This is a genomic window from Pseudomonas sp. UBA5666, assembly GCF_002420785.1.
GTDB lineage: Bacteria > Pseudomonadota > Gammaproteobacteria > Pseudomonadales > Pseudomonadaceae > Aquipseudomonas > Aquipseudomonas fulva.
The window spans coordinates 367873-390916 of record NZ_DIIQ01000002.1; the positions used below are offsets into that span (position 1 = coordinate 367873).

The following is a 23044-nucleotide window of genomic DNA, read 5'->3' on the forward strand; positions in this document are numbered from 1 at the left end:
GAGACGAATAAAATGCGTAAGTCCTTGATGCGTATGACATTGCGCCAGTTGCAGATCTTCAATGAGGTGTGTGACCTTCGCTCCTATAGCCGCGCGGCCGAAGAGATGGCACTCACGCAACCCGCCGTTAGTCTACAGATCCGCCAACTCGAAGAGCTGATTGGCCAGCCGTTGTTCGAATACGTGGGCAAGAAGTTGTACCTCACGGAAGCCGCCGAAGCGCTGCAACGCGCCAGTCACGACATCTTCGGGCGTCTGGAAAGCCTGGATATGCAGTTGTCGGACATGCAGGGGTCTTTGCAAGGGCAGTTGAAGCTGGCGATCGAGTCCAGCGCCAAGTACTTCGTGCCGCATCTGTTCGCGGCATTCAAGCAGCGCCATCCGGAGGTCAACTTGACCTTAACCGTGGTCAACCGGGCACAGGCCATCAGGCGGCTGTCCGATAACCGTGATGACCTGATCATCATGTCCATGGTGCCGCAGGACATGGGGCTGGACTTCCTGCCGTTCCTGAACAACCCGATCATCGCCGTCGCACCGCCCGAGCATGCCCTGTGCAGGCTGCCGCAGCTGCGCCTGCAGGACCTCGAGCCCCACACGCTGCTGGTACGCGAACAAGGCTCAGGCACACGCAAGGCCTGTGAGGAATATTTCAAGGAAAAGCGCGTGCACTTCACGCAAACCCTCGAAGTGGCCTCGGCCGATGCCCAGCGTGAATGCGTGATCGCCGGGCTGGGCATCGCGTTGTTGACCCGCCATGCCGTGAACATGGAGCTGGCCACGAGAAACCTAATCGAACTGCCCGTCGAAGAATTACCGCTGTACCGCAGCTGGTGCGTCGTTCAATCCAAGGCCAAGCGGCAATCGCCGGTCGCACTCGCCTTTCAGGCGTTCATACGCAGCGAGCGGTCACTGATCAGCGCATTGGTCGAGCGATTTTCAGGTCAGTCGGTGCCGCTGTCTGCCAGGCAGTGAGCCCTTCGAAGTCAGGGTAATCGGCGACATCACGCAGGAGCTGCCGTTGGTCACAGTAGCTTTCGATGGCGCGGCGATACGCCATGCGTCGCTGGTCCTTTTCCTGCTGCTTGCGAGCCTTGGCGTTAGGTTGGTAGATACCGTCGTGGTCACGAGCCATTGCCTGATTCCCAGAAAGGATGCGGAAGGCTCAGACTGACCCAGCGGTTTTACCGTTTGGAGGCGCGATGATGACAGCGTCGTGACCGATGATGGCTTCTACTCGAAGAACCGAAGCAGGCCTCAGTCGTCATGAGCCTTGATCGACTTGGGCGACAGTCGCAGGCTACGCAGGCTGCGCTTCACGCTCTTGAGGTGGTTGACCAGGCTTGGCCCGCGCGCCATGGCAACGCCCATGGCCAGCACGTCGATGACCACCAGATGGGCAATGCGCGAGGTCAGGGGCGTATAGATCTCGGTGTCTTCGTGAACGTCAATGGCCAGGTTGACCGTGGACAGTTCGGCCAACGGGGTCTGGCTGGGGCACAGCGTGATCAGATTGGCGCCGCTTTCGCGGACCAGGTTGGCCGTGATCAGCAAGTCCTTCGAACGGCCTGATTGCGAAATGCACACCGCCACATCGCCAGGCTTGAGCGTCACCGCAGACATGGCCTGCATGTGCGGGTCGGAGTACGCCGCCGCGCTGAGCAGCAAACGGAAGAACTTGTGCTGGGCATCTGCTGCCACGGCCCCGGATGCGCCGAAACCATAGAACTCCACACGCTGCGCCTGTGCCATGGCGCTGACGGCCTGCTGCAGCGCCTGTGGGTCAAGGTGCTCGCGTACCTCCATCAGGGTATGCAAGGTCGTGTCGAATATCTTCAGGCTGTAATCGGCGACGGAGTCGTCTTCATGAATAGCGAACTGACCAAAACTGGCCCCGGCGGCCAGGCTCTGCGCCAGTTTCAACTTCAGGTCCTGGAAACCCGAGCACCCGATGGCCCTGCAAAAACGCACAATGGTCGGTTCACTGATGCCGACACTGTGGGCCAGGTCTGCCATCGAGCTGTGCATGACGGCGGCTGGGTCCAGCAGCACATGATCGGCCACTTTCAGTTCCGATTTGCGCAGCAGGTGGCGCGATTGGGCGATATGTTGCAACAGATTCACGGGCTGGACTCGGGTTATGATCGACTGGCCGGGTTGTAGCTTTCTTGTAGTTATACTACATGGACGGCAACCCGCCCAGTTAAACGAACGTGGAGCGTGGTGGTTTGACTATTCCTTGCGACATTCTGGTCTTCGGTGGCACGGGTGACCTGGCCCTGCACAAGTTGCTGCCAGCGCTCTACCACCTGTTTCGCGAAAGCCGTCTGGACCCAGCCGTGCGGATAATCGCCCTGGCCAGACGCCACCTGCTGCGCGATGACTACCTCAAACTTGCAGAGCGACATTGTCGGGCACAAATCGCTCGCCGCGACTTTGACGAAGAAATCTGGCGTCGGTTTTGTGCACGGGTCGACTATTTCGCGATGGATGCGACACAGAGTGCTGATTTCGTTCGGCTGGCGCGCTACCTGGGTGAGCCAGGGGGCCTGATGCGGATCTTCTACCTTGCCACCGCGCCTTCGTTGTTCGCTCCCATTGCAAGTCATCTGCACATCGCCGGTCTCGCCGACAGCGAAGCACGTATCGTGCTGGAAAAGCCGATCGGTCAGTCCTTGTCGTCGGCCACTGCCATCAACGAAGCGATCGGAGCGGTATTTGAAGAGCGACAGGTTTTTCGTATCGACCATTACCTGGGCAAGGAAACCGTACAGAACCTCATGGCGCTGCGGTTCGCCAACGCACTGCTCGAACCCGTCTGGCGCAACGGCCAGGTCGATCACGTCCAGATAAGTGTCGGCGAGACGCTGGGCGTAGAAAACCGTGGCGGCTACTACGATCGTGCAGGCGCAATGCGCGACATGTTGCAAAACCATCTGCTCCAGCTGCTCTGCCTGGTAGCCATGGAACCGCCGGCCCAGTTCGAGGCGGAGGCAGTGCGTGACGAGAAGGTGAAAATACTGCGGGCGCTTCAGCCGATTACTGGGCAAGACGTTCAGGAGAAAACCGTTCGAGGTCAGTACGGTGCCGGGCACATCGGCGGTCAGGAGGTATGCGCGTACTACTTCGAAAAAGACGTCGACAATGACAGCGACACCGAGACCTTTGTCGCCATAGAAGCACACATCGACAACTGGCGCTGGGCCGGGGTGCCGTTCTATTTGCGTACAGGTAAACGCATGGCAAGGCGTTCTTCGCAAATTGTGCTCCAGTTCAAACCCGTTCCGCACGAACTGTTCGAAGGGGGTCAGGTGAACCAGCTACTGATCCAGTTGCAGCCAGACGAGCGGATCAGCCTGCGGATGATGACCAAGACCCCAGGCAAGGGCATGCGCCTGGAGCCGGTCGATCTGGACTTGAACCTGGCCCAGGTTTTCAGCCAGACGCGCCGCTGGGAGGCCTACGAACGCTTGCTGCTGGACGTACTCGAAGGCGATTCGACCTTGTTCATGCGCCGGGATGAAGTAGAAGCTGCCTGGGCGTGGATTGACCCCATCATCGAAGGCTGGGAGGAGCATTTCCAGGCCCCGCGCTCGTATCCTGCCGGGAGCAGTGGCCCGGAGCAGGCCAATAGCCTACTGGCCCGACACGGCAGACACTGGCATGCATGAAGCGTTGCCCAATCGAAGGTTTCCTTGAAAGCAGCGACAGTAGCGATGCGCGTTTGCGCTACTTATCATCAAGGAGGCTCCCATGAGCACACTCAAGAACTTCGTTGCTTACAACCAAACCGCTGGCGGCCAAACGTCCTTCAGGGTTCACGGCGTCGTCACCGTTCCCAGCCCGGCGTACGAACCAGTGCTGGTCGAACCGGTCAAACGCCACCGAGGTGGCTGGGAGGTCCTGGAACTCAAGCTGGTAGACACCGGTGTCATCGCCATGTCAGTGATGACCGAAAAGACCGTTGAGTACGTCCATGAGGGCGCGAGCGGTTTCAAGACGCTGGAAATCATTCACGGAAGTGACAACCTGCGGATCGCCATCGAGGACATTCAAGCGCCCAACTGATGTAGGCGGCCCGTACGCCCAGGATCGAGCCTTGGCTTGACCCGGGCGCGATGGTCGCGATGAACGGCAGGGGATGAAGGTGAACATTTATACAGTAGGTGTTTGCCCCTGGCTCGGCCTCCCCCTAGAATGTCGAGATGAGCACAGATGACCTCTCCCTCCTGCTGAATTCCCTCAATGACGCCCAACGCCAGGCTGTAGCGGCCACGGTCGGGCGTCAACTGGTGCTTGCTGGCGCCGGTTCCGGTAAAACACGTGTGCTGGTGCACCGCATCGCCTGGCTTATCCAGGTGGAGCAGGCATCGCCGCATTCGATCCTGTCGGTGACCTTCACCAACAAGGCTGCTGCGGAAATGCGCCACCGGATCGAGCAACTGTTGGGCATCAACCCTGCAGGAATGTGGGTGGGGACATTCCACGGTCTGGCGCATCGGCTCTTGCGTGCTCACTGGCAGGAAGCGGGGCTTGTGCAGAACTTCCAGATTCTGGACAGCGACGATCAGCAGCGCCTGGTCAAACGGGTGATGCGCGAGTTGGGGCTGGACGAACAGAAGTGGCCGGCACGCCAGGCTCAATGGTTCATCAACGGCCAGAAAGACGAAGGCCTGCGCCCGCAGCACATTCAGCCAGGCGGCGACCTGTTCTTGACCACCATGCGCGACGTCTATACCGCCTATGAGCAGGCCTGCGAGCGCGCGGGTGTCATCGATTTTTCCGAGTTGCTGCTGCGCGCCCTGGATTTGTGGCGCGATCACCCAGGCCTGTTGGCCCACTACCAGCGCCGCTTCCGTCACGTACTGGTCGATGAGTTCCAGGACACCAACGCCGTGCAGTACGCCTGGCTACGTCTGCTGGCCCGCGGTGGTGACAGCCTGATGGCGGTGGGTGATGACGATCAGTCGATCTACGGCTGGCGCGGGGCGAAGATCGAGAACATCCACCAGTACACGGCCGACTTCCCAGATGCCGAGACGATCCGCCTGGAGCAGAACTACCGCTCCACCGGTGGCATCCTCAAGGCTGCCAACGCCCTGATCGCCAATAACAGCGGGCGTTTAGGCAAGGAATTGTGGACCGACATGGGTGAGGGTGAACCCATTACGCTGTACGCCGCCTACAACGAACATGACGAAGCGCGTTATGTGGTCGAGACCATTGAAAGCCTGATCAAGCAAGGCAACGCGCGTGACGAAATGGCTATTCTGTATCGCTCGAACGCCCAGTCGCGGGTGCTTGAGGAAGCCTTGCTGCGCGAGCGGATTCCGTACCGCATCTATGGTGGCCAGCGCTTCTTCGAGCGGGCAGAGATCAAGAATGCCATGGCCTACCTGCGACTGATTGAAGGCCGCGGTAACGATGCCGCGCTGGAGCGCGTGATCAACGTGCCGCCACGCGGTATTGGCGAGAAAACCGTCGAGGCCATTCGCGAGCATGCACGTCACAGCCAGGTATCGATGTGGCAGGCGATGTGCCAGCTGATCGCAGCAAAGGCGCTCAAGGGCCGGGCTGCCAGCGCCCTGGGTGCATTCATCGAGCTGATCGACGGGCTTGCAGCCAAAGTCGAAGACATGCCGCTGCATACCATGACGCAAACCACCCTCGAACAATCCGGGCTGATCATCTATCACCAGGAAGAAAAAGGTGAAAAGGGTCAGGCACGGGTGGAAAACCTTGAGGAACTGGTTAGCGCAGCGCGCAACTTCGAATCGACCGAAGAAGACGCCGACCTCTCCCCACTGTCCGCCTTCCTGGGTCACGCTTCGCTAGAAGCCGGCGATACGCAGGCTGACGAGCACGAGGACAGTGTGCAGCTGATGACCTTGCACAGTGCCAAAGGCCTGGAGTTCCCCTACGTGTTCCTGGTGGGCATGGAGGAAGGCCTGTTCCCGCACAAGATGAGCCTGGAGGAGCCAGGTCGTCTTGAAGAAGAACGTCGCCTGGCCTACGTGGGCATCACCCGCGCCATGCGTCAGCTGGTCATGACCTATGCCGAGACAAGACGGCTGTACGGTAGTGAAACCTACAACAAGGTATCTCGCTTCGTACGCGAGATTCCTGCTGGTCTGGTGCAGGAGGTACGTCTGTCGAACAGCGTCAGCCGCCCGTTCGGCACCCCGAAGACCGCCCTCAACAGCCACCTGTTTGCCAATGCGGATATTCCCGAAACCGCATTCAGCCTTGGCCAGCGTGTACAGCATTCCGTTTTCGGTGAAGGGGTCATCCTGAATTTCGAAGGCTCCGGGGCCCAGGCACGTGTACAGGTCAATTTTGCCGAAGGCAGCAAGTGGTTGATGATGGGCTACGCCAAGCTTGAAGCCATCTGAAGGCAAGCATCGGCCCAGGGGCGCACCCAGGTTTGAACGCCTGCGCCGTTGCTTGCTCAAATAGGTCATACCAAGCAAAAGCTCGAAACATTATGTCGCTGGTCATATGCCTTGGAACATGTGCACCATGACGCGCGTGCAATCCACAACAGGGGATATCCCATTTATGCAACGTTTTCTTAGCATCGCACTGGCGCTCTGCGTCGGCCTGACGCTGAGCCTGGACGCCAACGCCAAGCGATTCGGCGGCGGCAAGAGCGCTGGCTCCGCGCCCATTCACCAGACCCGTCAAGCTACGCCGAACACGCCTGCCGCCGCGCCGACCGCTCCTGGCCGCGCACCGGCCGCCGCCAGCGGTGCTTCGCGCTGGTTGGGCCCTCTGGCGGGCTTGGCCGCCGGTGGTCTGCTGGCATCCATGTTCATGGGTGACGGCTTCGAAGGCTTCCAGATCATGGACTTCCTGATCATCGCGCTCATCGCCTTCCTGGTGTTCCGCTTCATCGCCGCACGGCGACGTCAGCAGCAGCCACACATGGCCATGCCTGGCAATGCCCCCATGCAGCGTGAAGCACAGGGTCAGCCTGCACAGCCAAACATTTTCGGCGGTTCGACTGCGCCGGCGGCAGCGCCATCGCCTGTCATCAACGCGCCAGCCTGGTTCAATGAACAAAGCTTCCTGGCAGCTGCCCGCAATCACTTCCAGTCGCTGCAGCAGCACTGGGACGCCAATGAAATGGACAAGATCGCCGAGTTCGTGACCCCGCAGATGCTCGAGTTCCTCAAGCGCGAGCGTGCCGAGCTGGGTGATGGCTTCCAGTCCACCTACATCGACAACCTCGATGTACAGCTGGACGGCGTCGATGAGCGTGACGACCGTACTGACGCTACTCTCACCTTCCGCGGCGTATCGAAGAACTCGCGCTTCGACCAAGGTGAACAGTTCAGCGAAAGCTGGCACATGGTACGTGCCAAGGGCGAGAACCAGCCTTGGCTGGTCGCGGGTATCCGTCAAAACGGTTAATCCGGTCCAAAAACCACGGGCGTATCCGTAAGCTATTACTTTTGGGGCTGCTCTGCAGCCCATCGCGGCAAAAGGCCGCTCCTGTAAGGTCTCGTGATGCCGTCAATTCGGGTGCCACGCGGTCAATGTAGGAGCGGCCTTGTGCCGCGATGGGCCGTAAAGCGGCCCCAACCATTTCAAGTGAACAGCATTCCGGGCCTACCGGGGTTTTTGCTTTTGCCATAGCGCACTACTAGGGTATAACCCGCAGCGTTGTCATCTAGGTCAGAGGAAGTGAATCGTGGAAGAAGTGATTGAACAACTCCGTGAAGCCAACGAGCCAGTACCGGTCCCCCTTGAGCTTCCAGACGAGGATCAGTTGGTTGAAATCGAAGAGCAGCTGTTCATCAACATTCCGTTCGTGTTCAAGGAGTTCCTGCTGAACGTCAGCGATGTGGTCTATGGCTCGCTGGAACCTGTCACGGTGACTGACCCTCAGTCACACACCTACCTCCCGGACGTTGCTGCAAATGCCTGGGACGCCGGGGTGCCTCGGGAACTGATTCCGCTGTGCCAGGATGGCGACAATTACTATTGCGTCGAGGAAGATGGCACCGTGGTGCTGTGGGATGCCGATGAGGAACTCGTCGGTGAGGACAGCTGGGAATCGGTTTGGCATTGGGCACGGGACGTGTGGTTAGAGAGCTGATCAGCCTCACCCCCACCTCGGTCGAAGGACCTTGCGGGCCGTGATTACGGCCCGTCTGCAGCAGACGCCACTGGGGTCAGTGGCCGTTGTCCCGATTGTTCTCCAGCGTTTCGAGTAACGCAATCTGCATGCGTGTATGCACCCGGATGAACCAACGCCATAACAAAGCGACCACCACCGCTGCCACGATGGCAATGATCAGCAATAGCTCGTTGGTGGGTAGAATGCTCGCCGACAACGCCGACAGCAGCAAAAAGATCACCAGCAGCGAAATCAGCGGAATGACTTCAGCAATCACGCGCCGTACGCGCTGAGTATGGCGCCCAGCCATTTCAGGCTTGACGCCCATTTCGGCCAGCAGCATCGATAGCGCTTTGAGTTTGCGGTAAGCCGCGATCAGAAAAGGTAGCGAAAGCAGTAATGCAGCCCCCCAGATCACCGCCTTCTGCTGGCTCACATCGCTGATCCACTGGCTGAGCCAAGTGCCAAGCCGCCCTGCGAAGTAACCGCCGCTGAAGAATATGGCGATGACCAACGCCAGGTTCACGCCGACCTGCAACAATATGCGCCGTATCATCGCCGCCACCAGGGCACTCTGGCCCTGAGGCTGGATGTTGCGCAGCCACTCCCCATACAAGGACAGCACGCGAGCCAGCCGCCCAGGCACTACGTTACCCAGTTTTATCGACAGCGGATCAGCGGCACGAATCAGATACGGTGTCAGTAGCGTGGTAATGGCCGAGACGGCGACCGCCACCGGGTAGAGGAAGTCGCTGGTGACCTGCAGGGTCATCCCTAAGGCCGCAATGATGAATGAAAACTCGCCGATCTGAGACAGGCCCATACCCACCCGCAACGAGGTGCGCCCGTCGTTTCCCGCGATGAAAGCGCCCATGCCACAGGACAGCATCTTGCCCAGTACAACGGCCAAGGTAATGACCACAATCGGCCAAGCGTAGTCGACCAATACCTGCGGATCGATCATCAAGCCAATTGCGACGAAGAATATGGCGCTGAACAAATCCCTGACAGGTTCGATCAGACGCTCGATTTTCAACAACTGCCGCGACTCGGCCATGATGGCACCAATCAGGAAAGCCCCCAGGACCATGCTGTATTCGAGTTTCACGACCAGCAGACAGAATCCGAAGCACAGACCCAGCACCGTGATGAGCAGCATCTCGTTACTTTCGAACTTGGCCACATAAGCCAGTACGCGCGGTACCAGAAGAATGCCGATCACCAAGGCAACGATCATGAACAAGGACAGCTTGCCGACGGTTGAAAAGACCTCCCCCGAACTGACGGTGCCGCTGACGGCGATACCCGACAGCAGTGCGATGATGCCGATACCCAGGATGTCTTCGACAATCAACACACCGAATATCAGCTGTGCAAACCGTTCGTTCTTCATCTTCAGGTCATTGAGGGCCTTGACGATGATCGTGGTCGAGGAAATGGCGAGAATGGCGCCCAGGAACAAGGAGTCCATGGTGTTCCAGCCGAACCAACGCCCAATCTCGAAGCCGATCCAGATCATCAATACGATTTCCAGAAAAGCTGCTATGAAGGCCGTGGCGCCAACTTTGAACAGCTTGCGCAGGCTGAACTCGAGGCCCAGGCAAAACATCAGGAAAATCACGCCAAGCTCGGCGAGCGTTTTGATGGTGTCTTCGTCGTGAATCAGGCCGAAGGGGGGCGTGTGGGGGCCTATGATGAAACCGGCGACGATATAACCGAGCACCACTGGCTGCTTGAGACGGTGAAAAACAATGGTGACCACGCCTGCAACCAGCATGATGACCGCCAGGTCCTGAATGAAGCTGATGGCATGCATGACGTGATTCTCCTTCTCTCGTCTTGGGCTGTGCTAACGGGCAGGTCGCGCCTGCGCCGAGGCGGGCCCAAGCAAGCAGCGAGTACACACTGTATTCATTGAAAGCGTGCCCATGTTGCATGGGCGTACTCAGATTAACATCGCGCCTTCCCATGAACTGTCGATGCAATATGATGAAACAGATCGACTGCTATCAGGCCGTCACTGGCATAAACAGCGTGACGCTTCAAAGCATGGGAGCGTCTCGTTAAACGCAGGCTGTCGCTTCAACAGAACAGAGCGCCTGCTAGCCTTTGGCGCGATTGCGCACACTCTTACCGTGAGCATTTTATGGAACCTGGAAACGCCCAGCTGAGCATGACCGTCTTGATGACACCCGACATGGCGAATTTCTCTGGCAACGTACATGGCGGAACGCTGCTCAAGTACCTCGACGAAGTCGCGTATGCGTGTGCCAGCCGCTATGCAGGCTCCTATGTAGTCACGCTGTCAGTCGACCAGGTCATCTTTCGCGAGCCGGTGCATGTAGGCGAGCTGGTCACTTTCCTGGCGTCGGTGAACTACACCGGCAATACTTCCATGGAGGTCGGTATCAAGGTCGTTACCGAGAACATCCGTGAACGCTCGGTGCGCCATTCCAACAGCTGCTTTTTCACCATGGTGGCCGTGGACGATAATCGACGGCCAGTTTCGGTTCCCCCGCGTCAACCGCAGAGTAGCGAAGAGAAACGCCGATTCCTGCAAGGCCAGCAGCGACGGCAGATTCGCCAGGAACTGGAAAAGCGCTATCAGAACCTGAAAACCGACGGCGTCTAGGCGTTCAACAACCTCGCTTCAAAACGTACGCGCGGGTGGGCGATGCGGTCCTGGGCACGTATCAGCTGCAGCTCGTAACTGGCGCAGGCCTGAGTTTCCAGCAGTACTTCATGTACGGCGGAGGCTGCAAACTCGAATGCCTGTTCCCAGCTGTCGCCAAGCAGCACCCGCGCCATGAACAAACCGGAAGTCAGGTCACCCACGCCTACCGGTTGCTTGGGGAAGGCCAGCAGCGGGCGGCGCAAATGCCAGCTGTGTTCGGCCGTCACCAACAGCATCTCGAACTGGTCCTCTGCGCGCCCCGGGTAAGCCAGGTGCTTGACCAGCACAACCTTGGGCCCTTTGAGCAGAAGACTGCGAGCCATGCCTACGCAATCCTCCAGTGATGCCGCGCGCCGGCCACAGAAGCTGTCCAGCTCCAGCTGGTTAGGGCACAGGATGTCAGCCTTTGTGACCGCTTGTTCCAGCAAAAACTGGCTAACCTGTGGCGATACGATGCACCCCTTTTCAGGATGGCCCATGACTGGATCGCACAGGTACAACGCCCTCGGGTTGACGGCCTTTATTCGCGCCACGCCTTCCAGAATCGCGCGCCCCTGCTCGGCACTGCCGAGGTAGCCCGAGAGCACGGCATCACACTCCCCCAGCTCACCGATGTTGGAAATGCCTTCCACCAACGCTGGAATTTGCGTTGGAGCAAGCACGTCTCCGCTCCACTGGCCATACTGAGTGTGATTGGAGAACTGCACCGTGTTGAGCGGCCACACATTGATGCCGATACGCTGCATGGGGAATACCGCAGCGCTGTTGCCGGCGTGGCCGAACACCACATGGGACTGGATGGCGAGCAGGTGCGGGGTACGTTTCATGCGAGTCATTTCCAAAGCTGTTCAAGAATCATGCAACGCGCAGTATGAACGTGATTGCCACCTGTACGACAGGCCAGGGACGCAGTTAAGCTGAATCGATCGGTTTGGAGCCTACGCACATGTTGACCCTGGAGAACCTGTTAGTCCTGATGGTGATGGCCACGGCAGGCGCTTGGCTGTGGCACAACCACGGTCTGCGCGAGAAGGCCTTGGAAAGGGTCAAACAGCATTGCGCAAAGCTTGACCTTCAGTTGCTCGATGACGCCGTCGCGCTCAAACGTATTGCCTTCGTGCGTGATGCCAAGGGTCGCAAGCGCCTGGCACGTCTCTATGGCTTCGAATTTACCGTGACAGGGGAGCAACGTCACCCTGGTACCGTGACTCAGTTCGGCGCGCACAGCATGCAGATAGAGCTGGCACCCTACCCCTTCGAAATCAAGACGCCCCCGCGGGCGGACAATGTGATCGAAATGCAGCAGTGGCGCCAGCAACATGACCGTTGGCACAACTGATCAAGGCATGAGGCAGCTCTGCAAGCGGGCTTCCAACTCGTCCACAGGCTGAGGCCTCTCGAAAATCAATTCCAGGCGACTGTCGGCTATCCATTCACTGGGCTGCCAGGGCGCCAACTTGCCTTCGAGTGCATTGAACGAGCATCTGCCTTGTGCTGTGTGGATAACACCCTTGGCACGCCTCCACTTCAGCGACTTCAATAGCTCATCTATGGCCTGTGGATAAAAGCGCTGCTGGGGGTGCCAGCGCCAGCCTATGCTCCACCCATCCTCTCCTTGAACTACCTGGCGTATCGGCTCGCGCCGGTCCGCCCAAAGAGCACGCATGGCATTCGGTGGATTGTCGACAATCCCGATATCGCTATCAGGGCTGTCAACAATCTTGTTTTGATAGACAGGCAGACTATTGAAAGGAAGCTGACCTTGCGTCGTCCATATCAGCCTTTTCCCTGGGAATTCTTTATTTATCAACAGCTTGAAATCTTTATCCACAGACTCCGACTTATTGATAACCAGGGTTTCACAGGCTTCCAACGCGGCTGATTGAGCCGTCGGTAACGGCCTGCCACTGCGCAGAGATGCGGGTGTGGTGACGACTATCAACGGCTGAGTTGTCAGCACATTAGTCCAAGGCGCTTGGGCCAATTGATCAAGCAATTGAAGAGGATGGCCCAGCCCGGAGGGCTCTATGAACAGTCTGTGCGGCTTGCACTGGCGCAGAAGCCTACCCAGCCCTACCTGGAACGGAACCCCATTGACGCAGCACAGGCAGCCTCCTGCTACTTCGGCGATCGAGATGCCGTTCTGTCTTGTGGACAAAAGTGCCGCATCCAGCCCTACTGCCCCGAATTCATTGACCAATACGGCCCAGCGTTCGTGGTCAGGCTTTTGCTGTAGCAGGTGATGAATCACCGTCGTTTTGCCGGCCCCCAGCGGGCCAGCAATGACATGGGTGGGAATATTGCGAAGCATGATGGTTCTTCAAGCAGGCGGTTTGCTCAACTATGCGCTGTCAGGCTAGCCAGTCAAGCGTAAGCAACAGTCGCGGTGGACCTGACGGGGAACGATGTACGACGCCTGCGCCTTCATTGCCCTCCCAGCGCTCGCCCTTGAACAAGGCAACGTCACCTGTATTCAGTCGCATCACCTTATCCACAGCAGCATTGCCTGTGGACAACGCAACTCGCGCTACTGCCTGCTCCGGTAGATATTCACTCCCCGGACCCGCGTAAGTGGTAATTAGCCTCAGTGGAACGTTATCCACATGAAAGCGTGGGCACATCGGACTGGTCAGTGCACGTATGCGCAAACCTACGCGATGCGCTCCAAGCAAACAGCTATAAGCCGAAACCAACCACGTGACATCCGCGACGAAAGCGTCATAGCCGTGGATATCCACAGCCTCGTACAGCAGCCCCTCAATCACTGGGACCTGATGCTCGTCGACCTCGATCACACGCTGGTCTGTTATCGATCCTCCAAGCCCCGCCACAACCTCTGAAAAGTCTTGCAGCTGAGGTGGAAGTTGCCGCTGCCAGACTGCGAGGTTGACACCCTCTTGCAGGACTTCTGCCATTGATTGAGGCGTGTGTCCAAACACCTGGCGGATATCCACAGCCACTGACGTACTCACGCTGCCACCTGTTCGTCCCAGGGGCCGAATGGGTCAGGAAAACGCAGCCAACCCATGGGCTCGAGTGCCATTTCTTCATCCGTCAACAGGCACTGATCAAGGGCTGTGGATAATTTCGCCACGTCCATATTTTGCCCTATGAACACCAATTCCTGCCGGCAGTCGCCAGTATCCGGTAACCAATGTTCAAGAATGGCAGCAACGTTATCCACATCCTCAGGCCACTGTTCACGGGGAACGAAACACCACCAACGACCCGCCAGCCCATGGCGCATCATGCCGCCTGCCTGGGACCAACTGCCCGCTTCTTTATATTTGCTCGCCAACCAGAAGAACCCTTTGGAGCGCAGTAACCGGCCATTACTCCAGGGTGTGTGTACAAAGTCATGGAACCGCTGCGGATGAAAAGGCCGGCGTGCGGTCCAGGTAGTGGCTTGGATGCCATATTCTTCTGTTTCCGGTGTATGTTCACCGCGCAGCTCCTTCAGCCAGCCAGGCGCTTGCGCCGCCTGGTCGAAGTCGAACAAGCCAGTGTCCAGAATCCTGGCAAGGGGAACCTGACCCATGACCATGGGAATGATCTGGGCTCGGCGGTTCAGGCTCCGGAGGATAGCTGAAAGCTCCTCCCGCTCGGCCTGACTGACCAGATCGATTTTGCTCAACAGCAACACGTCAGCGAACTCTACCTGCTCGATCAGCAAGTCGCTGATCGAACGTTCATCGTCATCCCCCAATGTCTGGCCACTGCTTTCCAGGCTCTCTGCGGCTTGGTAATCCCGCATGAAATTCAAGGCATCCACCACGGTGACCATGGTGTCGAGACGCGCCAGATCCGACAGGCTGCGGCCTTGCTCATCACGAAAGGTAAAGGTTTCAGCCACAGGCAACGGCTCTGAGATACCGGTCGATTCAATCAGCAGGTAATCGAAGCGCCCCGCCTCGGCCAGCCGTGCAACCTCTTCAAGCAGATCTTCACGCAACGTGCAGCAGATGCAGCCATTGCTCATTTCCACCAGCTTTTCTTCGGCGCGGTTAAGGGTGACATTGCGCTGAACTTCGCTGGCGTCAATGTTGATCTCACTCATGTCATTGACGATAACCGCGACACGAAGCGCCTCGCGATTGCGCAGCACATGGTTGAGAAGCGTGCTTTTGCCTGCGCCCAGAAAACCGGAGAGCACAGTGACAGGAAGACGATTGGACATGGCAAAACCTCATCACACAGGCGCATTCGAAACGATGCATTGCATAATGTTATAAAGTAACAATACAATTTAGCCAAGCGGTTCCTGACGAATGCTCGGTGCAATGGACTGGAAATTAACCAGCTCATTTCACAGCGCAGTGCTAACGGCTCCGCCGTTACCTCACATGACCCATCAGCAGTGGACGCAATGTTCCACATACACGCATAGCCTTGGAAATCCCATGTCCCAATTCCACCCCCAGCTTCCTGACGTCGCTGCACAGCACTTGAATTCCACCACACCGTTGGACTGGGTAGGGATGTGTGGGATAGCCATGCCAATGCAGATTGGAGGTCGTCAGGTAGCGGCTACAGTAGATGCTGGCGTGAATCTGGTTGATGGCAGATCACGCGGCATACACATGTCGCGTCTGTACCTAGCGCTTGAAGATCTTGAGCATGAGCCGCTGCGCCCGCTATCGCTACGTCGCCTTTTGGCGAATTTTCTCAGCAGCCATGCTGGGCAATCATCTGCGGCATATGTGCGCCTGAGCTTCCAACACTTACTCAGGCGGCCTGCCCTGGTTAGCCCTCTAGCTGGGTGGAAAAGCTATGACGTCGAGATCGATGCACGGATCGAACGTGAAATGTTCCACGTGGAACTATCTGTTTTAGTGCCTTATTCGTCTACATGCCCATGCTCGGCAGCGCTCGCTCGACAGCTTATCCAGCAACGGTTCCACGCTCGATTCGGCTCAGGAACTTTGGACAGCGAAGAGGTATTGGCATGGTTGGGGACTTCGGAGGGCATCGTAGCAACGCCTCATAGCCAGAGGAGCATGGCAAAGATAAGCGTTAGGCTTGAGGATAATCATCCTGAGCTTCCCATAACCGAGGTCATAGATGCGGCCGAGCAAGCCTTGGGCACCGCGGTACAAACTGCGGTAAAGCGCGCCGATGAACAAGCATTTGCGTTGGCGAACGGACAGAACCTGATGTTTTGCGAGGACGCAGCGAGACGCTTGTATCAAGCGCTAAGCACTATCGAATGGATTAAAGGGTTCAAGACGCGCGTGGAACATGCTGAAAGTCTGCATGCCCACGACGCCGTAGCAACTGGCCAGTGGCAGTGGAACATCACGTCCGAGGCTTGACCGTACCGCAATCATTGCCCAGCCATACCGCACGTGTGTTCATGCTGCCCTGCTGCTGAACACCGGACGCATTGAACGTGCCACTCACTTGGGTGGTGAACTCCTTGTCACTCAGGAAGGTGGCCTGGCCATTACCCTGGGCTTTGGGGCAGCTGAATTGAAACTTCCAAACGTTACCGGTGCGGTCAGTGATCTTCTGAGTGCAGCCGGACTTTGGATCCTGCAGCGGAATGTCGTTGGTTGCCACCTGCTGAGGGGTGAGGCAGGAGCGCACCCCTTTACCACCTACAGTGACACCTTGCTTGGCAAGCATGCCTTCCATCATCGCCCGTTGATCGGGCGGTAGGTTCTTCAACTGGCTGAGCATGAAATCCATATCAGGTAGCGGCTTACCGTCGACCTGCATATTGCTGGTGGTCAGCTCCCACAAGCCGGGTTGAAGCATCTGGGCCTGGGCTGTGACGCTGCCTGCGCACAAGGCCAGCGCCAGCAACGGCATACGAATTTTCATGGAAATCACACTCCTGGAAATGTCGGTCATCCCGACGATGTTTGGGTTAGACGTTGAAACGAACCGCTTGTTGCAGGCGAACCACGTTCGTGTTCTGTTACCTAAGGTGTATTCAACGAGCAGGATGCATATGGATTACCACAGCCCCCTTTTTTTTGGCTACCTACTCGGCGTGATTCATCTGCTGGGTATTATCGCCGCGCTGCATGCGTTGTTCACAGTCCGTACTGCTCAAGGCGCCATTGCCTGGGCAATGCCACTTTTTTTCATTCCCTACCTGACGCTTATCCCTTACCTGATATTCGGTGCGCGCTCTTTCAATGCCTACATCAAGGCCAGGCGCCAAGCCAATCAGGAAATGCATGTCGCCATGGCCAGTTTGAATTGGCGCCCATGGGTCGAAGAAGCGCTGGCCGCGCGCGCATCGGACAGCTACGCCGCTTTGCGCGCCATGCCCAAACTCGGTCGAATGCCATGTCTGGCCAACAATCAGGTCGAGCTGTTGATTGACGGCAAGCGCACGTTCGAGGCGGTTTTCGAAGCCATCGATAAAGCGACACGCGTCGTACTGGTGCAGTTTTTCATCATCCATGACGATGACCTTGGGCGAGCATTACAACAGTTGCTGGTGCGCAAGGCGGCCGAAGGCGTTCAGGTGTTTGTATTGTATGACGGTGTCGGCAGCCATTCCCTGCCCCGCCACTACAGCCAGCAGCTTCGTGCGGGAGGTGTGCAGATACATGCATTCGCTACCCGTCGGGGCCTGTTCAATCGTCTTCAAGTCAACTTCCGCAATCACCGCAAGATCGTCGTGGTAGATGGGTTGGTCGGCTTTGTAGGTGGTCACAATGTCGGCGACGAGTACCTGGGGGCCAACCCCAAGCTTTCACCCTGGCGAGATACACACGTGCAAATCAGCGGGCCAGTGCTAGCGTGCCTACAGGAATCGTTCGCTGAAGACTGGTACTGGGTAACCCGGCAATTGCCTCCCCTGATCCTCCAGGACACCTACCCCGATGACGGCGTGCTGTGCCAGGCATTGGCCAGCGGCCCTGCAGACTCCAAGGAAACCTGCTCGCTGTTCTTTCTGGAAGCAATCCACTCGGCCAAGCATCGAGTCTGGATAACCAGCCCGTATTTCGTACCCGATGAAGCGGTATTCGCCGCCCTGCGTTTGGCGGTACTACGCGGTGTAGATGTGCGTGTCCTGATCCCGTCTCGCCCGGACCACAAGATCGTATACGCCGCCTCCAGCCTGTTCGCATTCGAAGCGGTGCGCGCCGGTGTTCGCATGTTCCGTTATCAACCTGGGTTCCTGCACCAGAAGGTCGTGTTGGTGGATGACGACATAAGTGCTGTCGGCAGCGCCAATCTGGATAATCGATCGTTCCGTCTCAACTTCGAGATCACGTTGCTCACCATCGACAAGGCATTCGCCGATACGGTCGAACGCATGCTCAACAAAGACTTTGCCAACGCGCGGGAGATTACGGTCGAGGAAACAGAGGCCACCCATCGGTTACAACAAGTGGGCATGCGCATCGCAAGGTTGATTTCACCGGTATTGTAAGGCGCGCCAAGGACGACCTCACTGTTGAAGTGAGGTCGGTCACGCTTGGCACACCTTTGGTAAGCGCTAGCGGTAAAGGTGCTCACGCGTCCAAGGCAGGTCATGGTGCCCATCCGCGTAGGGTTTGACCGCCAATATCTGATGCAGGTTGATCCAGCCTTTCTCGAACGCGTACGCGCAACCTGCCAAATAAAGGCGCCAGATACGCAATGTTTTTTCAGGGACCAGCGCAGCTGCATTGTGCAGTTGGTTTTCCAGGTTCTCGCTCCAGTGATGCAGGGTCTTGGCGTAATGCATGCGCAAGCTTTCCACATCCACCACTTCCAACCCTGCCTCACAGACAGCGGCGCTGATCATCGACAAGTGGGGCAGCTCGCCGTGGGGGAACACATAACGGTCAATGAACTCTCCAGCCCCCCGACCCACCGGGCGGCCATCCACATGCTTGGCCGTGATGCCATGGTTCATGACGAGGCCGCCTTCGCGCACTGCGCCGAACAGCGTCTTGCAATACAACGGTAGATTGGCATGACCCACATGCTCGAACATGCCCACGCTGACGACCTTATCGAAGCGCCCGTCTTGTGGCAGGTCACGGTAATCAAGAATCTGCAGGTCTACGCTGTCGGACAGGCCCTCGGCCTCCACCCGGTCCCTGCCCAGCTTGAGCTGCTCTTTGCTCAACGTGATGCCCAACACGTTCGCCCCATATTCACGTGCCGCAAAGCGCGCCAGACCGCCCCACCCACACCCCACATCCAACAAGTAGTCACCGGCAGCCAAGCGCAGCTTGCGGCATAGATGATCGAACTTGTCTTGCTGGGCCTGTTCCAGCGTATTGTCCGGCTCACGGAAATAGGCGCAGGAATAAACCATGTCCTGGTCCAGCCATAACCGGTAAAAGTCGTTGGACACATCGTAGTGGTAGGAAATGGCTTCGGCATCGGTTCGCTTGTCATGCGCCAGGCGCTGGGGAGCATGATCGCTATCATCGGGTAGCAGTGCTTCGCTGAGTTCATCGCAGACACGGATGGCCTCACCGATGTCGCCTTCGAGTTCGAGCTTGCCTTCCACGAAAGCAGTACCCAACTCATCCATGCTTGGATGGGTGAGCTGGGAGATGAGCTGAGGCTCCTTGACCAGGATGGTCACTTGCGGGCTGGGGCCCAAGTCGAAATGGTTACCGTCCCACAATTTGAGACGCAACGGCAGGTGTAGACTCTGCAAAGCCGGCGGAAGCTGAGCAAGCATGAAACCCTTCCTTCCCATGTACGGGGCAAGACCCAAGACATTTCGAAAGCCACCGGTTCAGCGTAGACCATCTGTAGGAGCTGTCTGTAAAACGAAAGTTTAAGCCGAGGTCTACAGCTTCAGATTCAGGGAAACGAATGCCGACCGACCAGGTGCTGGCGAAAACATCGCCTGGTCGTCACCGCCCCAGAAGAAGTTGTCGTACCAGACGTATTCATATTTGCGGTCCAGCAGGTTCTTGACCTGCACATCAACGCTGGCAGCGGACGTGATGCGGTAGCTGACGCTGGCGTCCGCAACGACAAACCCACCGTATTTGCCTTGCTCATTGAGCTCGTCGATGTAGTAGCTCCCTTGCGCCCTGCCCTGCAGACCGAACTTCCAGTCATCGTTATAACGATAATCGACGCCCACGGTGCTCACGTACCGAGGCGTGGAGAACACTTCCTTACCCGAGAGTGATTGCCCTGCGGCAGAAAACGCTTTGACCACCTTTGCTTCCTGGATGGCGTGGGAGGCATAGACAGCCCACTGATCATCCAGTTGAGCATTGATCTGCAAATCCACGCCGCGACGGCGCGTTTCACCCAACCCGACCGTGGTGCCGGTGCTGGGCATGTTTGCCACTTCATCGGTAGCATCCTGCTGCCAGATCGCCACTCGCGCTTGGGCGCCCTCGAACGGTCTGAACTTCATACCGACCTCTTTGCCTGTGTTGATCGACGGGTCGTATGAAGGCTGCCCAGGGGTCAAGTAGGCGGGCTCGGTCGAGCCGGTGAGTATCTGGAAGGTACGCCCCCAATTGGCGTAAACGTCGATATCGGGGGTAACGCTATAAATCACGCTCAGCTTGGGCTGTCGGATCCAGCCGTAGTCTTGCAGCGAGCCTTTGACGCCACCCAAGAGCTGCGTACTACCGGTGAACTGGTCCACCCGCATGGCCGGGATGATCTTCAGTGACTCGATGGGCTGGATAACGGCCTGAACATAGGCACCGGTGTTGCGCAGGGTATAGCGATCGTCATTCTGCACGCGGGCCGGTACGGTATCGAAGTGGGTCGGAACGCTGAAGCTGTAGCGCTGGCGACGGTAGGTATTGTCCTGCTCTTCGTAGTTGACGCCGCCATCGAGGGTGAGGTGCTCGTTAACGCGCCATGTCAGGTTATTGAGGATGCCCGTCTGCTGTTCGTCCCATTGCCGACGCTGACGGGGCGCATTACCTGGGCGATAGTCCGTGAAGGTAACGGTGCGATCATCGTTGTAGCCGTTGTAATACAGCTTGCTGCTAAGGCTCAAGTCATCATTGAGCTGCCAATCCATGTGCAGGCTGAGGTGCTTCATGTCGCGGTCATCACCGTCATTGGCGTTCTTGGCCGGTGATTGTGTACGGCTGGCGTGCATCTGGTCACGGGTGAGAAACCCGGACTCCTGGGCCTGGTGATGGTACAAGCGCGCGATCAACCCAATGCGGAAATTCTGCTCGTCGTTGCTGACGAACCACTTACCCCCCAGTGCGTATTTGTTCGAGTTGCTGTGATCGCGGTAGCCATTGCTGTCCTGCTTGGCAAGGATGTAGTTCTGGGCAAAATTCCCCTCCTCGTGCCCGACCGCCAACTGCACTTCACGGGTGTCGAAGCTGCCATAGGTCAGCCGGCTATCGACATAGTTGCCGCCTTGGCGCGTGGCGAAATTGATGTTGCCCGCAATGTTGTGCAACCCGTAACGAGGGTCGTTCGTGCCCCGGACCACTTCGATGTAGTCGATGTCCAGGGGAAAGATCATGTCGATGAAGCGCTGGTTACCGCTGTTGACGTTGCTCGGGATGCCATCGATCAATGTCTTGATACCGTTGATGTACCCTTCGCCGTTGAAAGCGCGGAACGTAACCTTGCCCGATTCGGCCCCCTGCCCTGTTTCGGTGAGCTGAATGCCCGGCATCTGGCCCAACAGTTGCCAGCTGTTCATGACGTTCTTGTCCTCTACCTGATCACCGCCCAGCACATCGACCGACGTGAGCACGTTCTCGGTGCTCAGGGCCACCTTGGCGTCCTGCGTAATGTTCACGGCGCTAAGGGTGATCGTGGAGCTGCCTGTTTGGTCGGCGAACAGTTCAGGGGTAACCATTACCGTGAACATGGCAAGGGAGGCCGGGGTGACTCGCATGGGTGCTCCTAGGTGAGTAGACAGGGGTGGGATCAGGTGCGCAAAGCTCGGGAAAATCATGCAGAGCTATCAACACGTTATATCATAACTAATTAAACGTTATGATATATCAACTCAATTCCAACCGCCCAATGTTCAACGCACCCAGATTCGAGATAGGCCTTAGGGGTTGTTACGTGAAGGGTTCAGCCGCATCCAACCCTGAAGCACAACCGTATAAACATCATCGATAAAAAAACCCCCGTGATACGGGGGTCTTAGCTGCGGGTTGATCCGATGATCACCTGGCATGTTTCACGGCTAGCCCTGCTCAGGAGCAGGACAGTATGCCGGTGTTGCCGATTAATAAACTTTGTCACAAAGTCTCTTGCATTTCGCGGCCTAGCGAGGAGGCTGCTTCTAGGGAAGCAAAAATAAAGGTTGTCACAAAGCATAATTTTTCAAAATTTCTCGGGCTTTTTCGTTTAATAAAGGTTGTCACAGCAAAGGTTCAGCCAGAAAAAATCACAGGAAGGACCCCGTGCTAAAACCCCAAAAAAATTATGATGGTATCTTTTTGGGGCGTGGTAACCGGTGCGAGCGCTCCTGGCTGGGAGCCCCCTACAAATCGTTGGGTTGGGCATGGATTTCTCTGAGATACATCTTGGAGGGGTTGCTGCTTTTCCGAGCGCAGACGCGCCAACCAGACTGACTGTTTTCCGCTACCAGGCAGGTTTAAAACCGTCCAAGGATACGCCTGTATCCTCACTCATGAAGTCGCTCAATCATGCCGGGCCCAGGGCTCGCCATCTTCAGGGCGCCGCGGGACTCAGTGAAATTCGTGGAGGCGAGTTCCCTGAGGTGACACCGAGTTCATGTCGCCAGATCCTTCACCATATAGACCGCAGAGGTCGGACAAAGGCTCTTGAACTCCTCCGAACTGGAAATTGCCTTTGGGGCTTGAGATCGGTCTCTGTGCTCATATCCCCGAGCCTCGAAGAAGTCGGGTGCTGTTGTGGTCAGCAGATGAAGGCTCTGGGCTCCGTCAGCTTCCGCTATTCGCTCAAGTGCTCTGAGCAGCAGGGTACCGATCCCTGACTTTCGCTGGGCCGGTACGACAACCAGTGAGCGAATCAGACGAGTCCGACCAGTTCCTTCAATGCCCCCGTATCCCAGCTCCGTTTCTCCCCGATGAAAGGAATAGAACATTCGGTCGGGCTGCAAAAGGTCTTGGGTCGGCAAGCCCGCTGCAGTCAGATGCGCAGCCAGGTCTTGGATTTGATCGGTACCAAGCAATCGGACAGAGATATCAGACTGGTTCATTGGGGACTCTGGGGATGGTATCGACGGCCAGTATAGGGCCCAAAGCGAGGGCTTTTTCCAGTTTTATGAGGGGTTATGCCGAGATAAGGCAAAAATTAGGACATTCGTTCTGCAAGATATTGAACTAAAAGGAAATTTA

At 57.3% G+C, this 23044-nt stretch carries 21 protein-coding genes; 10 read left to right on the forward strand and 11 right to left on the reverse strand.

Going from position 1 to position 23044, the window contains the following annotated elements; all coding sequences use genetic code 11:
• Positions 1-12: 12 nt before the first annotated feature.
• Positions 13-975 carry a LysR family transcriptional regulator gene (locus B2Y33_RS01935; protein ID WP_027913330.1) on the forward strand — a complete coding sequence of 321 codons (963 nt, stop codon included), beginning with the start codon at positions 13-15 and terminating at the stop codon, positions 973-975.
• Here B2Y33_RS01935 and B2Y33_RS01940 read toward each other — a convergent pair.
• Positions 917-1135 carry a PA3496 family putative envelope integrity protein gene (locus B2Y33_RS01940; RefSeq protein ID WP_080992801.1) on the reverse strand — a complete coding sequence of 73 codons (219 nt, stop codon included), beginning with the start codon at positions 1133-1135 and terminating at the stop codon, positions 917-919. The two genes, B2Y33_RS01935 and B2Y33_RS01940, sit on opposite strands and share 59 nt — an antisense overlap.
• A gap of 122 nt (positions 1136-1257) precedes the next feature.
• Positions 1258-2124, reverse strand: coding sequence for a transcriptional regulator HexR (gene hexR, locus B2Y33_RS01945; protein ID WP_023532857.1), 867 nt, complete (start codon positions 2122-2124; stop codon positions 1258-1260).
• Positions 2125-2228: 104 nt separating this feature from the next.
• Here hexR and zwf point away from each other — a divergent pair, with 104 nt between their 5' ends.
• The 5 genes from zwf to B2Y33_RS01970 all read left to right on the forward strand — a co-directional run bounded on the left by zwf (position 2229) and on the right by B2Y33_RS01970 (position 8101).
• Positions 2229-3671, forward strand: coding sequence for a glucose-6-phosphate dehydrogenase (zwf, locus tag B2Y33_RS01950; protein ID WP_027913329.1), 1443 nt, complete (start codon positions 2229-2231; stop codon positions 3669-3671).
• An 82-nt stretch (positions 3672-3753) separates the two neighbouring features.
• Positions 3754-4068 carry a hypothetical protein gene (locus tag B2Y33_RS01955; RefSeq protein WP_206405084.1) on the forward strand — a complete coding sequence of 105 codons (315 nt, stop codon included), beginning with the start codon at positions 3754-3756 and terminating at the stop codon, positions 4066-4068.
• 137 nt (positions 4069-4205) lie between these two features.
• Positions 4206-6392, forward strand: coding sequence for a DNA helicase II (gene uvrD / locus B2Y33_RS01960; protein WP_059183518.1), 2187 nt, complete (start codon positions 4206-4208; stop codon positions 6390-6392).
• A 166-nt stretch (positions 6393-6558) separates the two neighbouring features.
• On the forward strand, positions 6559-7413 hold the full coding sequence (locus B2Y33_RS01965; protein ID WP_027913326.1) for a Tim44 domain-containing protein: 855 nt from the start codon (positions 6559-6561) through the stop codon (positions 7411-7413).
• A gap of 280 nt (positions 7414-7693) precedes the next feature.
• Entirely contained in the window at positions 7694-8101 is a 408-nt protein-coding gene (locus B2Y33_RS01970) for an SMI1/KNR4 family protein (protein ID WP_023532298.1), read from the forward strand.
• A 76-nt stretch (positions 8102-8177) separates the two neighbouring features.
• On the opposite strand, the gene B2Y33_RS01975 is transcribed toward B2Y33_RS01970, so the two are convergent.
• On the reverse strand, positions 8178-9938 hold the full coding sequence (locus tag B2Y33_RS01975) for a cation:proton antiporter (RefSeq protein ID WP_028686796.1): 1761 nt from the start codon (positions 9936-9938) through the stop codon (positions 8178-8180).
• A 330-nt stretch (positions 9939-10268) separates the two neighbouring features.
• Between B2Y33_RS01975 and B2Y33_RS01980 the strand changes: the two genes are divergently transcribed.
• On the forward strand, positions 10269-10754 hold the full coding sequence (locus B2Y33_RS01980) for an acyl-CoA thioesterase (RefSeq protein WP_023532667.1): 486 nt from the start codon (positions 10269-10271) through the stop codon (positions 10752-10754).
• On the opposite strand, the gene pdxY is transcribed toward B2Y33_RS01980, so the two are convergent.
• On the reverse strand, positions 10751-11623 hold the full coding sequence (pdxY, locus tag B2Y33_RS01985) for a pyridoxal kinase PdxY (RefSeq protein WP_049695278.1): 873 nt from the start codon (positions 11621-11623) through the stop codon (positions 10751-10753). The two genes, B2Y33_RS01980 and pdxY, sit on opposite strands and share 4 nt — an antisense overlap.
• A 119-nt stretch (positions 11624-11742) precedes the next feature.
• Here pdxY and B2Y33_RS01990 point away from each other — a divergent pair, with 119 nt between their 5' ends.
• Positions 11743-12135, forward strand: coding sequence for a DUF3301 domain-containing protein (locus B2Y33_RS01990; RefSeq protein ID WP_023532824.1), 393 nt, complete (start codon positions 11743-11745; stop codon positions 12133-12135).
• On the opposite strand, the gene B2Y33_RS01995 is transcribed toward B2Y33_RS01990, so the two are convergent.
• Genes B2Y33_RS01995 through zigA form a run of 3 tightly spaced genes read right to left on the reverse strand, consistent with a single transcriptional unit; the run spans position 12136 to position 14973 of the window.
• Positions 12136-13107, reverse strand: a complete 972-nt coding sequence (locus B2Y33_RS01995) for a CobW family GTP-binding protein (protein ID WP_206405083.1) — start codon at positions 13105-13107, stop codon at positions 12136-12138.
• A gap of 40 nt (positions 13108-13147) precedes the next feature.
• Positions 13148-13711, reverse strand: a complete 564-nt coding sequence (locus tag B2Y33_RS02000) for a DUF1826 domain-containing protein (protein ID WP_111475556.1) — start codon at positions 13709-13711, stop codon at positions 13148-13150.
• Positions 13712-13764: 53 nt separating this feature from the next.
• The gene (zigA, locus tag B2Y33_RS02005) at positions 13765-14973 is read right to left on the reverse strand and encodes a zinc metallochaperone GTPase ZigA (RefSeq protein WP_028686801.1); all 1209 of its coding nucleotides are present in this window, start codon (positions 14971-14973) and stop codon (positions 13765-13767) included.
• A 223-nt stretch (positions 14974-15196) separates the two neighbouring features.
• Between zigA and folE2 the strand changes: the two genes are divergently transcribed.
• Entirely contained in the window at positions 15197-16108 is a 912-nt protein-coding gene (folE2, locus tag B2Y33_RS02010; protein ID WP_206405082.1) for a GTP cyclohydrolase FolE2, read from the forward strand.
• Here folE2 and B2Y33_RS02015 read toward each other — a convergent pair.
• A complete protein-coding gene (locus B2Y33_RS02015) occupies positions 16092-16619 on the reverse strand; it encodes a DUF3617 domain-containing protein (RefSeq protein ID WP_027913319.1) in 528 nt (175 codons plus the stop codon). The two genes, folE2 and B2Y33_RS02015, sit on opposite strands and share 17 nt — an antisense overlap.
• A gap of 130 nt (positions 16620-16749) precedes the next feature.
• On the opposite strand from B2Y33_RS02015, the gene cls reads away from it, so the two are divergent.
• On the forward strand, positions 16750-18189 hold the full coding sequence (gene cls / locus B2Y33_RS02020) for a cardiolipin synthase (RefSeq protein ID WP_206405081.1): 1440 nt from the start codon (positions 16750-16752) through the stop codon (positions 18187-18189).
• Between the two features lie 66 nt (positions 18190-18255).
• On the opposite strand, the gene cfaB is transcribed toward cls, so the two are convergent.
• The 3 genes from cfaB to arsN2 form a co-directional block, all read right to left on the reverse strand.
• Positions 18256-19440: a C17 cyclopropane fatty acid synthase CfaB gene (gene cfaB / locus B2Y33_RS02025; RefSeq protein WP_049695273.1), complete on the reverse strand. Its 1185-nt coding sequence runs from the start codon at positions 19438-19440 to the stop codon at positions 18256-18258.
• A 111-nt stretch (positions 19441-19551) separates the two neighbouring features.
• On the reverse strand, positions 19552-21603 hold the full coding sequence (locus tag B2Y33_RS02030; protein WP_206405080.1) for a TonB-dependent receptor: 2052 nt from the start codon (positions 21601-21603) through the stop codon (positions 19552-19554).
• Between the two features lie 852 nt (positions 21604-22455).
• Positions 22456-22905, reverse strand: a complete 450-nt coding sequence (gene arsN2 / locus B2Y33_RS02035) for an arsenic resistance N-acetyltransferase ArsN2 (RefSeq protein WP_206405079.1) — start codon at positions 22903-22905, stop codon at positions 22456-22458.
• Positions 22906-23044: the final 139 nt, after the last annotated feature.